The following is a 15,357-nucleotide window of genomic DNA, read 5'->3' on the forward strand; positions in this document are numbered from 1 at the left end:
TCACGCCTGAATACGGTTGGCAATACACGGTCTGACCCGGAGTTTGTCATTGAAAAAGACACAAAAATTGTTTTGAAGTTGTGAACTATGATTCTCCAGGATATACTTCAGGATACGCAGTTTTTCGGCAGAAGTTTCGTTTTCCAAGCGCAAAAGCAAGATGCCGAAATGTTTCATCAAGCAGTGATAAACCAATTCCCCGAAGTCTTTGTCCATGGTGACAATCATACGTTGCTCATTGACGGCGAGGCGGATGATTTCTTCATCCTCCATGCGGGGATCAATGTCTCGCACTGCCCGAACATCATGCCCTTTGCTTCGTAGATACGTTTCCACTGCCTTGCCGGTGCTGACATCAACTAAAAATTTGAGCCCGACTTGGGTCATGCAGGCAATCCAACAGGGTATACGCGCTCTTCTTCTACAAGATCGGTCACATAGGCGAAGACTGCTTGAAAGTCCTTTTTTTCCAGATCAGGATATTCCTCAAGCAACTCCTGCTCAGAGATGCCGGCGGATAATGCACGCAACAGCTGCTCCACGGTTATCCGCATGCCTCGAATGGTGGGCTTTCCAACCATAACGTTCGGATTGATCGTGATTCTGGAAAGTAGCTCGTCATTGTGCGTCATTGGGTGACACTCCTCAATCTCCATGATTATGGGACTATTGCCAAGTCAGTGATCAGGACGCAACAGTCGTTATCGTCCGCATCCGCAACCTTGTTTCGTGGTTTCCGGAAACATCAGGGCGTTCAGGTCCACGGTCTGGGGCAGGGCTTCGACTTCTTCCCGGGCGTAGGCGCCGCGACGGCAGGCCAGTTCGTCCCAGTCCACCCCGTGGGCGTCGAAGAACGGGCCGTCGATGCAGGCGAACTTGGTTTCGTCGTGGATGGAGACGCGGCAGGCCCCGCACATGCCCGTGCCGTCAACCATAATCGGGTTCAGGGCCACGAAGGTGGGCACGGCCCAGGGCTTGGTCAGCTCGGAGACCATGCGCATCATGAAGGTGCAGCCCACGGCGACGATCATGTCGATAGAAGCGTTTCGGGTCTTTTCCTGTTCCCGAATCTCCTGGAAGACTTCCTGCACGCCTCCGTAGGCCCCTCGTGTGCCGTCCTTGGTGGCGATGCGCAGTTCGTCGCTCACGGCGCGCACCTCGTCCTCCCAGTAGAGCAGGTAGGCGCTGGAGCCTTCGATGACGCTGATCACCCGGTTTCCAATTTCCTTCAGGGCCCGGGCCAGGGGCAGAATGGCCCCGATGCCGTAGCACCCGCCGCCCAGAACCACCGTGCCCTTACGTTCGATGGGAAAAGCCTGGCCCAATGGACCGCTGACATGGGCCAGCCGCGCGCCTTGGGACAACGAGATCAGTTCCCGGCTGGACCGGCCCACTTCCTCGATGATCAGGGTGATGCTCCCGGCCTTCGCGTCCCAGTCCGCCAAGGTGAAGGGCGTGCGCTCCGAGGTTTCCTTGGCCATCAGGATCACGAACTGGCCGGGTTTGGCGTGGGCGGCCACTTGGGGGGCGCGGATACGGAGCAGATGCATGTTCGGGACCAGTTCCCGGATTTCCAGCAGCTCATAGCCTTCCGTCGGTTGGTCGTCCCGCGACGGACTGAGCGTGGTCGGCAGGCCGAAGGCGGTCAGGGCCGGGACGACGTCCGCCAGGAGGCGGCCGCGGTACGTGGCCGGCAAAGAGAAAACATCCTGGCGAGGATTGCCCGGAAACGGCGCGGGTGGGGCGTCGTCCTGGATCAGCGCCGTGACCTGGTCCAGCGTGGTGAGTTGGAATCCCTGGAGGTCCAGCCGGAGACCAATGTCCCGGACGATCTCCCATTCCGGCCTGGCCTGGCCCGGAGCCCGGCTGACCCGGGCCAAAGGCTTGATCTCTCCGGCCGCGGTGCGCAGGGTTCCGGCGCTTTCCGCGAGCAGGGCCGCGGGCAGCACGACGTTGGCCTTGTCCTGGACCCGGACCGGCAGGCCGTCGACGATCACCAGAAAATCCAGGCTGTCCGTCAGTTCACGTTCCAGAAAGTCCCCGCCCAAGACCAGGGCCGTAATCTTGCCGCTCTGGATGTCCGCCAGCCACTCCGGCAGGGGCGCGTCCCGTCCGGCGGGCAGGGTCGGGACCACGGCGAAGCGGCCGTCGAGTCCGGCGGCGAGCCGGGAGTAAAGGTGTTGTTCTTCCCGTGACGTAGCCGCGCTGATCAGGACGCCGACTCGACCGGCATGTTGTTTCAAGCCTCCGGCCGCGGTATCCAGGGCGGTGTCCCAGTCCACGGTGAAGGCGTCGCCGTTTTCTCGGATGGTCGGTCGGAGCAGGCGGGTCGGGGCGTTCATGATCTGGGCGTAGCCGAACCGGCCCAAAGCGCACAGGCTGGCCTCGGACTGGAACGCGGTCATGGTCGCGGCCACCAGCTTTCCGGAATGGGTCTGGTCGATGAGGGAACAGCCTTCAGGGCAGAGCAGGCAGGCGGAGGGCGTCTTGGCGTCCGGTTTGCCGTACCAGCGGGCGAAGCGGTCCGTGAGGGTCCCCGTGGGACAGATGTCGATGCACGATCCGCAGAAGGTGCAGCCGGAATGGACGTGGCTTTTGTGAAAGGCCGTGCCCACCCGGGCGTCCTTGCCCCGGTTGATGATGCTGATGGCCGGCTTGCCGTGGATCTTTTCGCAGATCCGCCAGCACCGGGCGCAGAGGATGCACAGGTTGTAGTCCCGGTCCATGAACGGGTCGCCGCGTTCCAGGTTGTGCGCGGCGTAGAGCGTGGGCAGGTTCAGATCGCGGCTCCCGGCTTCCAGGGCCATGATCCGGATGTCGCATTCCTCCTTGTTGCTGCAAAATCCGCAGCGCGTGCTTCTCCCGGCCTTGGTCGCCTTGGGCCGCATGGACTCGCAGGCCTCCCGGTGCGGACAGACCAGGCAGCTGTTGGGGTGCCCGGAAAGCATCAGCTCCAGGGTCCGTTTGCGCAGGGTTATCAACTCCGGGGACGATGTCCGTACCTGCATGCCCTCGGCCGCCGGCGTGGTGCAGGACGTCGGGAAGCCGCGCACGCCCTCGATTTCCACGATGCACATCCGGCAGGCCCCGTAAGGGCTCAGGTCCTTATGGTCGCAAATTGTCGGAACGGCCACGCCCGCCCGCCGCGCCGCCTCCAGCACGGTGGCCCCGGGCTCCACGGCCACGGGCTTGCCGTCAATGGTCAGATTGATCAGGGACATATGTTACTCCACCCGCACCGCGCCGAACTTGCAGGCCTGGCGGCAGGCACCGCAGCGGATGCAGGTTTGCGGGTCAATGGCATGGGGCTGCTTTTTGATTCCGGAGACGGCCTCCACGGGACAGACCTTGGCGCAGGCCATGCAGCCGGTGCAGGCTTCGGGGTCGATGGTAAAGCTGATCAGGGCCTTGCAGGCACCGGCCGGGCATTTGTGGTCCCGGATGTGGGCCAGGTATTCGTCCATGAAGGCGTTCAGGGTGGTCAGGGCCGGATTGGGGGCGGTCTGGCCCAGGCCGCAGAGGGAGGCCTTCTTCATGGTATCCCCGATCTTGCGGATGGTCTCCAGGTCGTCCTCCGCGCCCCGGCCTTCGGTGATACCGGTGAGCAGGCGCAGCAGGTGCTGGGTGCCCATGCGGCAGGGCACGCACTTGCCGCAGGATTCGTTTTCGGTGAAGCCCAGAAAATACTTGGCCACGTCCACCATGCACGATTCCTCGTCAATGACGATCATCCCGCCGGAGCCCATGATCGACCCCACCTGGGCCAGATGTTCGTAATCCACGGGCAGGTCGTAGTGGTTGGACGGGACGCAGCCGCCGGAAGGGCCTCCGGTCTGCACGGCCTTGAACCCCTTTCCGTCCAGGACCCCGCCGCCGATGTCCTCGATGATGGTGCGCAGGCTGATGCCCATGGGCACCTCGATCAGCCCGGTGCGGGTGATCTTTCCGGCCAGGGAGAAGGTCTTGGTGCCTTTGCTCTTTTCCGTGCCGATCGCGGCGTACCACGCGCCGCCCTTTTCCAGGATCGCCGAAACCGCGGCCAGGGTCTCCACGTTGTTGATGTTCGTGGGCTTGCCGAACAGTCCGGCGTTGGCCGGGAAGGGCGGCCGGGAGCGGGGCATGCCCCGCTTTCCTTCGATGCTCTGCATCAAGGACGTCTCCTCGCCGCAAACAAAGGCCCCGGCGCCCATCTTGATGGTCACGTCAAAAGCGAAGTCGGAACCGAGAACGTTCTCGCCCAGAAAGCCCTTGTCCCGCATCTGGTCGATGGCCGTGCGCAGCCGCTCCAGGGCCAGGGGGTATTCGGCCCGGCAGTAGACGTAGCCATGGTTCGCGCCGACGGCGTAACCGGCGATGAGCAGTCCTTCCAGCACGGCGTGCGGGTCGCCCTCCAGCACGGAGCGGTCCATGAACGCGCCGGGATCGCCCTCGTCCGCGTTGCAGATCACATACTTCACGTCCCCCTGGGCCTTGCGGGCGAAGCTCCATTTCAGGCCCGTGGGAAAGCCGGCCCCGCCCCGGCCGCGCAGGCCGGAAAGCTTGACATCCTCAATGACCGCGTCCGGGCCCATATCCATGGCCCGGGTAATACCGGAATACCCGCCCCGTGCGATGTAATGGTCGATGTCCGTGGGGTCGATGAACCCGCAGTTGCGGACAACCACCCGGAGTTGGTGGTGGATCATGGGCAGGTCGGTGAACAATGGGATTTCGTCCTGAAGCTCGCCTTGTTGTCCGTCCGGCATCCGGCAAAGGGCGTTTCTCGAAATCGGTCGGCCCTGGCGCAGATGTTCCTGGACCAGGTCGGGAACCATGGCCGGGGTCACGCTTTCGTAAAGCACGCGGTCTCCTGCCGGCCCGCGGATTTCCACCAGGGGTTCGGCGTAGCACATGCCCAGACAGCCCACTTCTTGAATCTCCACGGAAGCCAAGATTGGATCCGCGGCTTGGGCTTCGCGAAAGGCCCGGATCACGTCCATGGCCCCGGCGGCCCGGCCACAGGTGGCGGCGCCCACCAGCACCCGGGGCGTTTCGCCGCTTTGAAATCGTTCCCAGGTTCGGCGGGCCTGTTGCTGGATGTCGGCGAAGCTCATTCCAGTTCCTCGATCAATTTTTCCGATTTCCGGGGGGTCATCCGGCCATAGACCGTATCGTCAACCACCATTACCGGCGGCAGGGCGCAGGAGCCAAAACAGGCCACCCGCTCCAGGCTGATGTTCCCGTCCGGGGTGGTCTCGCCGGGGACGATGCCGATCTTCCGGGATATGGCATCCAGGACCATGCCGCCGCCGCGCACATGGCAGGCCGTGCCCTGGCAGATCTTGATCCGGTGCCGTCCCGGAGGATGGAATCGGAATTGGGCGTAGAACGTGGCCACGCCGTAGACGTCGTTTTCCGATAGGTCGAGATGTTCGGCCGCCATGGAGATGGCCTCCGGGGCCAAATAATCCAAGTGCTCCTGTATTTCCTGGAGCAAAGGAATCAGGTTGTCCCGACTGGTGTCGTACTTATCCAGAATGGTTCGCAAGGAGGTGGTCAGGTCCTCGGTCGTCGTCATGTCGTCTCCGCCGTCCAAATTGGGACTCGCAAGCATTGCGCGATGGCGCATGAAAAAAAGGGGCGACCAAAAGGAAGTTCGGAAAAGCGGCGGTTTCGTTCCGCGGCCGTTCTTCGTCGATGGTCAAACGTATTCCATTACCCGTCGGTCCGTATTTTCTCAACCATTCATTTTTGGGGATTTCGAGGCTTCCTCCGAGCTTTGCGGGGTTCCGGCCACGGGCCAGACCAGGAAATCCGGGTTGGTTTTGAAGCCGACGCCCAGGGCACCCTTGCGCAGATAGAGGACCCAGGCCCAATCCGTTGCGAAAAAACTGGTCGTGGAGGACCAGTAGCCTTCCCCGGCATGGGTGAAGGGGTGGTCGGTGGGCAGGGCCGGATTGTGCGTGGAGCAGTCCACCAGGGATTCCAACTCGTTGATGTTGGGCAGCCGCCAGTCGTCCCGCCCGCCGAAGCGTTGTTCCCGAAGCCGTTCAACGGCCTCCAGGGCCTGGCTCCAGGTGACGGGCCGTTCGGTCAGGTCGGCGCGTGGAAGCCAGTACAGTCCGGTCAATTCGCCCCGAACCGTCTCCTCGCGGACCGAGAAGCGCGGCTTCGGCCAAGCCGTGCCGAAACGGATCGCCCCATCCTGCATGGAATTCGCGCAATCCGTCTCCCGTCCGTGCTGGTCATGGCAGCGGCTCTGCCCGGTGCGAAAGAGGCAGGCTGAATCTCCAGCCCGCACCGGCCAAGTGAGGTAATATTGGTCCTTGCGGCCGTAGAACATCCGAGCGCCCTCCATGTGCACATACCAGGCGTAGGCAGGGTTGATGGCCGCGGAGGTGGAAGTCCAGTGCCAGCCCAGTACAATGTTGACGAAGGGATGCCCCTGGGGCAGTGCCGGATGTTTGGCCTGGTAGCTCACCAGGCTGCGCAGCTCGCGGCGGTTGGGCAGTCGCCAGTCGGAGAAGCCCAGGGCATGTTCGCGGTTCATTCTTGTCACGAAATCCAAAGCTTCGGGCCAGGTCATGGGATATTCGCCGAGGTTGGCGTCGCGCGGCCAGACCAGTCCGGTCAATCGATCCAGGATCACTTGATCGTCCGCCTTAAACCGCGGTTTCGGCCAAGCCAGCCCATGTTGGAATCGACCATCTTGTAAGGTTTGACTGCAATCAAGCTCCTTGCCATGTTGATCATAACACCTGTCTTGACCAGTTTGAAGAATCATGTTCGGCTCTGTTGCCTTGATTTATTGCCTTCGGGAGGCAGGTAGTGGAAAGTCGAGCTTGCACGCCGTGCTCGAATGTGATCAACATAAAGGCAAGGAACAAAAGAGTCCAAAGGGAGTCCAAGAAAGAAGCAATTTTTTTCCATACATGAGAGCTTGAACGTTTTGCAGTGACGCCGCTGTTGGGTCGTTTTCAGCGAACCAACAATGTGCGGACGGCTTGGCGCAAAGAGGTCAACACCCCCGACAAACAGAAGGAGGAGACGATGAAGAAACGCTGGATCATTGTTGCCGACAGCAGCAAGGCCCGAATTTTCAATGCTCCGATGGGCGGAAAGCTTGAGGAGTTGGAAACCTTGACGCACCCGGAAAGCCGTCTCCCGGAGCAGGAAATGAGTAGGGATCGGCCAGGATTGTCCCTGGACGGAGGCGGGCATGGCCGTCACGGGCTGGAGCCGTCTTCTGATCCTAAAAAACAGGAAGCCCTGATCTTTTCCCGGATCGTCGCCGATGTGCTGGAAAAGGCGTATGGCGACCGCCGATTCGAACAGCTCGGCGTCTTCGCCGCGCCAGCGTTTTTAGGAATGTTGCGCGATCAAATGACCAAGGCCGTGTCTGGTACCGTCTTCCTTGAAGTGCCCAAAAACATCTCCGCCCAGACGACTCCGGAGATACAGAAACATTTGGCCGCGGAGCTGGATAAATAGAAATCAGATTCATGCGCAAAATGTCGTTTTGCGCATGAATCTCTTCATGCCGAGAATCCTCTGACTCAGTCCGCGTCCGGCCAGGGCGAACTGGTTCGGGCCGGGGCGTAGCCTTCGAGAAAGGCCTGTTCCAGGGAGGACAGAGCTACGCGATTTTTGGGGCTGATTCGCGCGGCGTAGTGGCTTTCCGGGTGGTGAAAGCGTTTGCTGCGGCGGTTGCCCATCCAACCAGTCGGCGGTTGGGGTAGGGAAAGGATGCGCGGCCAGAAGCCCTTGCGGGCCATAATGGCCCGTTTTTGGGCTTCGAGCATGCGCCGCTGGAACTCCCGGTCCTGGTGGGAGTGCGGGTAGAAAAAGGCCAGTCCCTCCTCCACGAGCACCTCGTTGGCCATCCTTCCCTCCGGCAGAAAGACATACGCCAGAAGGCGGCCGTATCGGTCCGGTCCCTGGCCATCGGTTTCCAGGCGAATCGGTCGTCCGTCGATCAGGCGGCGCAGATAGTCCCTGGACTCTCGTGCGTAATACTGATCCGGCCCGCCGTCCCGTCCCATCTCCGGGGCGTCGATACCCAACAGACGCACCCGACTACCGTCTTCCAGGTGAATGGTATCGCCGTCCGGAACCCACTGCACCCGGACCTCGGAAGCCGAGACGGGTACGGTCCAAAGCAGGCAGAGCAGGGCGACAAGCATGGCCCTGGCGGCGTGGAGAATCGGGGAAGACGAGGGCATGGCGGACCTCCTGGAGGCAAATTGTCGTTGATCAGCCATCGTAGAATGAGCGCAGCACGTTGCTGCGGCCGGGGTGGCGGAGTTTGCGCAGGGCCTTGGCCTCGATCTGCCGGATGCGCTCCCGGGTGACGTTGAACAGCTTGCCCACCTCTTCCAGGGTGTGGTCCGAGGGCTCGCCGATCCCGAAGCGTTTGCGCAGCACCTGCTCTTCCCGCGGGGTCAACTCGGAGAGGATTTCCGCGATCTGCTCCGAGAGCTTGGCGTTGACCACCTCCTCGGCTGGGGCCAGGGCCTTCTTGTCCTCAATGAAGTCGCCCAGACTGCTGTCTTCTTCCTCGCCAATGGGTGTTTCCAGGGAAATGGGCTCCTTGGCGATCTTGAGCACTTTCTTGACCTTGTCCAGGGGGTAGTCCATGCGCTCGGCGATTTCCTCGGGAGAGGGGTCGCGACCCAACTCCTGGACCAGGTACCGGGAGGTGCGGATCAGCTTGTTGATGGTTTCGATCATGTGCACCGGGATGCGGATGGTCCGGGCCTGGTCCGCGATGGCCCGGGTAATGGCCTGGCGGATCCACCACGTGGCGTAGGTGGAGAATTTGTATCCGCGCTGGTATTCGAACTTGTCCACGGCCTTCATCAGCCCGATATTGCCTTCCTGGATCAGGTCCAGAAACTGCAAGCCGCGATTGGTGTACTTCTTGGCGATGCTGACCACCAGGCGCAGATTGGAGCGGATCAGCTCCTGCTTGGCGGCCAGGGCCGCGATGTTGCCGCGCTTGGCCCGCCAGAGCACTTCCTCCAGATCATGGACGGTGTGTTGACACTGTTCCCGCAGCCGTTCCAAGATTTCCATCTTCCCGGCCAGCATCTCCTTGAAGGAGAACAGTTCGTCCATGGTCATGTTCAAGCTGTCGGCCGCGGCCACGGGACTGATCTCGCGCTTGTCCAGTTTTCCAAAAATTTCCTTGATTTCGCTCTGATTCTTGCCCACGGAGAGGATATAGGCGGAGATATCCCGCTGGCAGTTGTGCATCTGCCGGACGAAATCCTCCACGGTTTCGATCAGCCGGTCGATGAGGGTCTTTTCCAGCTTGATGTCCCGCAAAGAGGCGACGATTTCCTCCTTAAAGGCCACGATCTCCATCTGCATCCCGTACACCCGGCGATCCAGACGGGCGCATTGATCTATCTTCTGGTAAACCTTGCGCTTTTTCTTGAACATTGCCCGAATTTCGTCCAGAAGGAACAGCACCCGTTGGCGTTGATTCATCTGGTCCTCGGACGGGTCGTCTTCCTCGATGGTCTTGACCACGTCCTTGAGCTTGATCCGGCCCTGCTTGAGGTCTTCGCCGATCTTGACCAACTCCTCGATGACCACCGGGACTTCCACCAGGGCATAGAGCACTTCCAGTTCTCCGACCTCGATCTTCTTGGCGATATGCACTTCGCCTTCCCGGTCCAGCAGCGGAACCGCGCCCATCTCCCGCAGGTACATGCGCACCGGGTCCGAGCCGCGAGGGGCGTATTCGGCGTCCTCGCCTTCCGCGAACTGGACCCCGGTTGCTTCCGTGGCCGGTGCGTCATCGATTTCTTCCGTCAGGATGCCCTTGGTCACCTTGCCGGCATCAATGATCGTGATGTCCAACTGATCGAAAATATTAATGACTTCTTCAATCTGCTCCGGATTGCTGATCTCCGAAGGCAGGGCCTTGTTCAGCTCTTCGAAGGTTAGAAACCCCTTCTTGGTTCCTTCGGCGATCAGCGTCTTGATCTGTTGGATTTCCTTGATATTGCTCATTATGCCTCCATGGCGAGATCTTGATAAGCTTGAAGAAGCGTGGACACGCGTTGTTGGTCGCCCTGGGCTTGGGCGTCACGCAAGGCTTGCAGCATCTCTTGTTGTCGTTTCTTGAAGTGATTCTTCGTCATAAATTCTCGGACTTCGGCCCAAAACGCGGCTCTTTCGGCTTGGTCCCTCTGGGGGGCTTCGGCCAGAAGCTGGTAGCACAGACGGCGCTCGGTTTCCTCCAGAGCGGAATAATCGTATCCGGACACCTCCGCGCGGGCTTCGTGCGCAACGACGGACGCGTCCAAGGTGCGCAACTTGTCCCAAAGCATCCTGGCCCAGGCGTCCTCCAGCACGGCGTCCAGTCCGGAAGCCGCCAGCTCGGGGCGGTATTCCGGGCAGCTTACGGCAAAGGCCAGCAGTTGGCGATCGCGGGCCGTCAATCGGGGCGCGCCAAGTGGGTTCGTCGAGGGACGGTTCGCTCCGGGCTGAGCGCCTTGGGACGAGGCCAGAGGCGTTGATTGCATCGGGCGCGAGGGTCGGCCTCGGCGCAACTCGGTCTCGGACATGCCCAGTCCGGCGGCCAGCCGGGGCAGATAGAACCCGCGCAGGTCGTCCGCCGCGACGTTTTCCAGAAAGCGGCGCACCCAATCCATGATTTCCCTGGGGGCGTAGCTCCCGGAAACGGTGCGGACGCAGAAATCCAGCCCGTCGCGTCCGGCGTCCAGCACGGCCCGCAGGGCCTCGGGGCCTTGGGCGTGCAGCAGGCTGTCCACGTCCTCGCCCTGGGGCAGGGTGGCCACATGGCAGGCCAAGCCCTGTCCCAGGAACATCTCCGCCGCTCGAAGCGCGGCCTTTTGTCCGGCCTGGTCGCCGTCGAAAAGCAGATCTATCCGGGAACAAAACCCGCCCAGACGTTTGACCTGCTCCGGAGTCAGGGCCGTGCCCAGCACGCCCACGGCCCCGCCGAAGCCGAATTGATGCAGGGCGATGACGTCCAGGTAGCCTTCGGTCAACAGGGCCCGCTTGTCCCGGACAATGGCCTTGCGGGCCTGGTGCAGTCCGTACAGGTGCTGGCCCTTGGTGTAGATCGGCGATTCACTGCTGTTGATATATTTTGGTTCCTCGCTGTCAATGGCCCGTCCGCCGAAAGCGATGACCCGGCCGGTCAGATCGTGGATCGGAAACATGATCCGGCCTCGAAAGCGGTCATAGACATTGCCCCGGTCGTTGCGCACCAGTAGCCCGCAATCCACGGCTTGGTCCCGGGTGAAGTCCTGGTCCTGGAGAAATTCTTCCAGCCCGTGCCAGTCCGCCCGGCTCCAGCCGACCTGAAACGCTTCCAGCATTTCCGGGCTGACGCCGCGTCGCAGCAGGTAGTCCCGGGCCGGAGCACCCGCCGGGGAAGCCAGGTTGCGCCGGAAGTGCTCCGCGGCCAAGGCGGTCATCCGTAGAGCCGCGTCCCGCTCCTCCAAGTCCTTGCGCTCCTGGGGGCTCACCGGGCCGAAGTCCAGCTCCACTCCGGTTTCCTTGGCCAGTTGGGTCAATGCCTGCTTGAAGTCCAGGCCGTTGATCCGGGCGTAAAAGTCGATCACGTCCCCCGAAGCCTGGCAACCGAAGCAATAGTAGAACCCCTGGCCCGGATTGACGTGAAACGAGGGCCTGGTCTCCTGATGAAACGGGCAGGGGCCGCTCCAGCGCTCCCCATTCGGGCGCAGTTCCAGATAGCGCTGGGCCAACTCCACGAAATCGAGCCGGGACTTGATCCGTTGCACCGCGGTCCTGTCCATGGCCTCTCCTCAATGTTGGAAGCGCTGGGAAAGCGGTTCTTCCACTTTGCTTCCTAAATGACGTACTCAGGTCAGCTTGGCGTTGAAGCCAGGGTCGAAATCGGTATCGAAATCGAAATCGAAAGAAAGTTACCGCAAGGTGACCAGGGTCACCCCATCGCCACCCTGGTCCTCATTGGCCACGGCATACGCGGCGACCACCGGGTGGCTCTTGAGAAACTGATGCACTTCCCGGCGCAGGGCCCCGGTACCGCGGCCATGAATCACCTCCACCTGCTCCGAGCCGCGCAGCAAGGCCCGGTCTAGATAGGAGGCCAGCTCGCTGAGGGCCTCGTCGGCCCGTTGGCCGCGGAGGTCCAGGCGGAGGGGAGCCGGAGCAGCCTGGGTGGAGCGCACGGTCGCTCCGCCGGATCCGGGGCCTGGTCCGGGGCTTTGTCCGGGAGAAGACGTCCCCTGAGGATTGCCTTCCCCCAGCTTTGGCGCGACGTCCCGGTGGGACAGCCAGAGGGACACTCCGCCCAATTCCACCTTCAGGTTCTGCTTGCGCTCGTCCTTTTCCTGGACCGTCCCGGTCTTGTTCCAGGCCGGGTAGGCTACCATGTCGCCGACCTGGTAGTCTTCCCAGGTGGCGGAGGATTGGTTCTTGGACATGTCGGCCCTGGAATTCGTCTCCAGTTGCTTGCGGGTCTCGGCCAGTTCGCGCAGGGCTTGACGACGAGAGATTTTTTCCTCGCGCAGCTTGGCCAGCACGTCCTGGGATTGCTTTTTGATCTCCTGGAGCAGGGCGGTCTTGTCTCGGTCGAATTCGGCCCGAAGCTTGGCCTTGCGTTGACGTAGGTCCGTGCGCAGTTCGGTAAGTTCGGCCAGTTCTCTTTCCCGTTCCACGGCCAAGGCGTTGAGGCGCTCGATCAGCCGGGTGGTGTCCGCTCCGTCCAGCAGCAGATACTGTTCGGCTTTGGCCAGAATCGAAGCGGGCAGGCCGTATTCTCTGGCCACTTCCATGGCCTGACTGGCGCCAACCTGGTCGTAGGCCAGGGTGTACAGAGGCTTGTTGGTTTTGGGGTCAAAGAGCACCGATGCCGAACGCACGCCGTCCCGGGTCAGGGAATAGGCCTTGAGCGACGGAAAGTGGGTGGCCACGGCGGCCCAGGCACCTCGATCCAGCAGTCCGTCCACCACGGCCTGGGCCAGGGCCGCGCCCTGGCTGGGGTCGGTCCCGGCTCCGAATTCGTCCAGAAGAACGAGGCTGCGCGCGTCGATTCGCTCCCAGACCGCGGCCACGTGGCTGATCTGGGCGGAGAAGGTGCTTAATTGTCCCTCAAGGCTTTGTTCGTCGCCCATGAACACGTGGATGTCCTTCCACAGCGGCAGGGTTCCGCCTTCGTCCGCGGTTACGGCCAGTCCGGAAAAGGCCATCAGGGCGAGCAGGCCGGCGGTTTTCAGGGCCACGGTCTTGCCACCGGCGTTGCCGCCGCTGATGATCAGGACCCGTTGGTCGCCCTTGAGCTGGATGTCCACGGGCTTGGCCGCGTGACCGGCGAGGAGCAGGAGAGGATGTCGGGCTTGCCTGAGGTCCAGTTCGCCGTCCGGAACAACCTCAACGGGCCGGGCCTCCATCCTGTGGGCCAAGTGGACCGCGGCCAGAAGCAGATCCATGTCCGTCAGCCATTGGAAGAGGGGCCGCAACCGGTCCAGCTCCTGGCGGACCAAGGCGGTGAGCTGGGCCAGGATGCGGTTTTCGGCCTCTCGCTCCTCCTGCTTCAGGTCCTGGAGCTTGTTGTTGACCTCCACCAGAAACATCGGCTCGATGTAGCAGGTCTCTCCGGTCTGGGAATAGTCATGGATGATCCCGGCCACCTTGCCCTTGAAGTTGCTTTTCAGCGGCAGGACGTAGCGGTCCGAGGAGATGGTCATGAAATCGTCCTGCAGATAATGGCCAATGCCCTGATCCGTGACGAAGTCCTTGACTCGTTTGGTGCATTGCTGATGAATTTGGCGGATTTCCTGGCGTACGGACCAGAGTTCCGGAGAGCTTTCGTCCTTGAGCCGTCCGTCGTCCCCGACGCAGCGTTTCAGGCCCGCGGCGGTGAGTTCCGGCCAGGAGAGGGATTCGGCCTCCAGACGCAGGTCCGGCCACCGCGGCGCATCCGTAAGTGAATTCGTAAGCGCATTCGTGGCGAGGAGGGCACCGCGGAGTTCCTTGGCCGCGGCCAAAAACCGACCCAAGGCCCACAGGGCGTCCAGGTCCAGAACGCGGGATATCTGACTCTGGGACTGGACATAGGCCCATACGCCGCTCACGTCCGGAAAGCCCGGGCAGTCGACCCGTGTTTCGCCGACCCAGGCCAGGGCTTGGCGCAGGCGGGACTGGCGGCGGGAGACGTCTTCCAGAGTCGAGGCCGGGGTTACCGCGTTCGCGGCCCGGCCCCCGGATTCGGAACGGCAACAGGCGGCCAGTGCCTCAAGGATTTTGGGAAATTCGAGAAGAAGAAGTGTTCGGGATTCCATCGCAAAAATGGAACCGGGCGTGTTTTTCAGGAAGAAAGGCGGTTCCGCACCAGTTCGCTGACGGCCTTGCCGTCCACCCGCCCTTTGTGGGTGTTCATGATCGCCTGAATGACCCGCCCCATGTCCTTGATGGACGTGGCACCCTGTTCGGTGGCCACGGTCTCGATCAGCGCCGTCAGTTCTTCGGCGGAGAGGGGGTGGGGCTGATAGGCGCGCAACAGTTCCAGTTCCGCGGCCTCCTTGGCGGCCAGTTCGTCCCGTCCGGCCTTGGAGTACATGTCGATGGATTCCTGGCGCTGCTTGATCTGCTTAAGCACGAGGTCAAGGACTTCGTCGTCGGTCAGGGGGCGCTTGAGGTCCACCTGACGATTCTTGGCGACCGTCTTGAGCATACGCAAGACGGCCACCAAGTCGGTGTCCTTGTTTTTGTAAGCGGCGATGAAATCGCGTTCGATCCGCTCTTGAAGGCTCATCGTGAAGAGTTTATTTTTCGGGATTTCTTGACGGCGCGCTTGCGGGCGGCGGCTTCTTTCTTCTTCTTCTGAACGCTGGGCTTTTCGTAGTGCTGCCGTTTCTTCAGCTCGGAAAGGATGCCGGCTTTTTCCACCTGTTTCTTGAATTTACGCAAGGCAAAATCAAAGTGGTCGTTTTCACTCAAAACAATTCCTGGCAAGTTGTCTTCACCTCCCGGACTCACGACGGTTTAGGATTAACGCTCGTGAGGGAAACTTTCAAAAAGAGATCGATCATATCCAAAAGCAGGCAGGCTGGCAAGCAAAATGTTTTAATTACGTTACAACCTAAAGGCTATTTTGGTATTTGATCAAGGCCGGCGAACGGGAGGCCGAATATTTCAGTTTTTTACGGTGGTTTACAGGTTGGTGTCGTTTAAGATATATTTTCAATACTCAACTTTCTTTGTTGCCCCTTGCTCAGCAACTATTTCCGATCTTTGACATCCTTCCTGGTTCAAGCCGAAGAACTCGATAGCTGCCCCGAATACTTCGGAAATCATGGCGGTGCATATCTTCTCTTCTTTTTGTTCCTCCCTGCGGAGGCTTTTGTTCCTTTA

Annotated in this window: 13 protein-coding genes; 1 reads left to right on the plus strand and 12 read right to left on the minus strand. The window is 61.2% G+C overall.

Annotation, left to right across the window (positions count from 1 at the left end; translation table 11 throughout):
* The 6 genes from GY33_RS0114290 to GY33_RS0114315 form a co-directional block, all read right to left on the minus strand.
* Entirely contained in the window at window positions 1-387 is a 387-nt protein-coding gene (locus tag GY33_RS0114290) for a DUF5615 family PIN-like protein (protein ID WP_035272250.1), read from the minus strand.
* Window positions 384-632 carry a DUF433 domain-containing protein gene (locus GY33_RS0114295; RefSeq protein ID WP_031387986.1) on the minus strand — a complete coding sequence of 83 codons (249 nt, stop codon included), beginning with the start codon at window positions 630-632 and terminating at the stop codon, window positions 384-386. Before GY33_RS0114295 ends, GY33_RS0114290 begins: the two co-directional genes overlap by 4 nt.
* A gap of 69 nt (window positions 633-701) precedes the next feature.
* Entirely contained in the window at window positions 702-3,221 is a 2,520-nt protein-coding gene (locus GY33_RS19960) for a sulfide/dihydroorotate dehydrogenase-like FAD/NAD-binding protein (protein ID WP_051822666.1), read from the minus strand.
* 3 nt (window positions 3,222-3,224) lie between these two features.
* Window positions 3,225-5,093: an NADH-quinone oxidoreductase subunit NuoF gene (nuoF, locus tag GY33_RS0114305; protein WP_051822667.1), complete on the minus strand. Its 1,869-nt coding sequence runs from the start codon at window positions 5,091-5,093 to the stop codon at window positions 3,225-3,227.
* Window positions 5,090-5,557 (minus strand): NADH-quinone oxidoreductase subunit NuoE, encoded by a 468-nt coding sequence (gene nuoE / locus GY33_RS0114310; RefSeq protein WP_031387989.1) that lies wholly within the window; start codon window positions 5,555-5,557, stop codon window positions 5,090-5,092. The genes nuoF and nuoE overlap by 4 nt, the downstream gene beginning before the upstream one ends.
* Window positions 5,558-5,716: 159 nt before the next feature.
* Complete coding sequence (locus GY33_RS0114315) at window positions 5,717-6,628, minus strand: Lcl C-terminal domain-containing protein (protein WP_326923849.1); 912 nt, start codon at window positions 6,626-6,628, stop codon at window positions 5,717-5,719.
* A gap of 401 nt (window positions 6,629-7,029) precedes the next feature.
* Between GY33_RS0114315 and GY33_RS0114320 the strand changes: the two genes are divergently transcribed.
* The gene (locus tag GY33_RS0114320; RefSeq protein ID WP_031387991.1) at window positions 7,030-7,470 is read left to right on the plus strand and encodes a host attachment protein; all 441 of its coding nucleotides are present in this window, start codon (window positions 7,030-7,032) and stop codon (window positions 7,468-7,470) included.
* A gap of 65 nt (window positions 7,471-7,535) precedes the next feature.
* Here GY33_RS0114320 and GY33_RS0114325 read toward each other — a convergent pair whose 3' ends face one another.
* The 6 genes from GY33_RS0114325 to rpsU form a co-directional block, all read right to left on the minus strand.
* Entirely contained in the window at window positions 7,536-8,201 is a 666-nt protein-coding gene (locus GY33_RS0114325) for a thermonuclease family protein (RefSeq protein ID WP_051822670.1), read from the minus strand.
* Between the two features lie 31 nt (window positions 8,202-8,232).
* On the minus strand, window positions 8,233-9,999 hold the full coding sequence (gene rpoD / locus GY33_RS0114330; RefSeq protein ID WP_031387993.1) for an RNA polymerase sigma factor RpoD: 1,767 nt from the start codon (window positions 9,997-9,999) through the stop codon (window positions 8,233-8,235).
* The gene (gene dnaG, locus GY33_RS0114335) at window positions 9,999-11,777 is read right to left on the minus strand and encodes a DNA primase (protein WP_031387994.1); all 1,779 of its coding nucleotides are present in this window, start codon (window positions 11,775-11,777) and stop codon (window positions 9,999-10,001) included. Before dnaG ends, rpoD begins: the two co-directional genes overlap by 1 nt.
* A 129-nt stretch (window positions 11,778-11,906) precedes the next feature.
* Window positions 11,907-14,285, minus strand: coding sequence for an endonuclease MutS2 (locus GY33_RS0114340; protein WP_031387995.1), 2,379 nt, complete (start codon window positions 14,283-14,285; stop codon window positions 11,907-11,909).
* 26 nt (window positions 14,286-14,311) lie between these two features.
* Entirely contained in the window at window positions 14,312-14,758 is a 447-nt protein-coding gene (locus tag GY33_RS0114345) for a GatB/YqeY domain-containing protein (RefSeq protein ID WP_031387996.1), read from the minus strand.
* Window positions 14,755-14,958, minus strand: coding sequence for a 30S ribosomal protein S21 (gene rpsU / locus GY33_RS0114350; protein WP_031387997.1), 204 nt, complete (start codon window positions 14,956-14,958; stop codon window positions 14,755-14,757). The genes GY33_RS0114345 and rpsU overlap by 4 nt, the downstream gene beginning before the upstream one ends.
* Between the last annotated feature and the right edge of the window lie 399 nt (window positions 14,959-15,357).

The sequence above is a fragment of the Desulfonatronum thiodismutans genome (assembly GCF_000717475.1).
Taxonomy (GTDB): domain Bacteria; phylum Desulfobacterota; class Desulfovibrionia; order Desulfovibrionales; family Desulfonatronaceae; genus Desulfonatronum; species Desulfonatronum thiodismutans.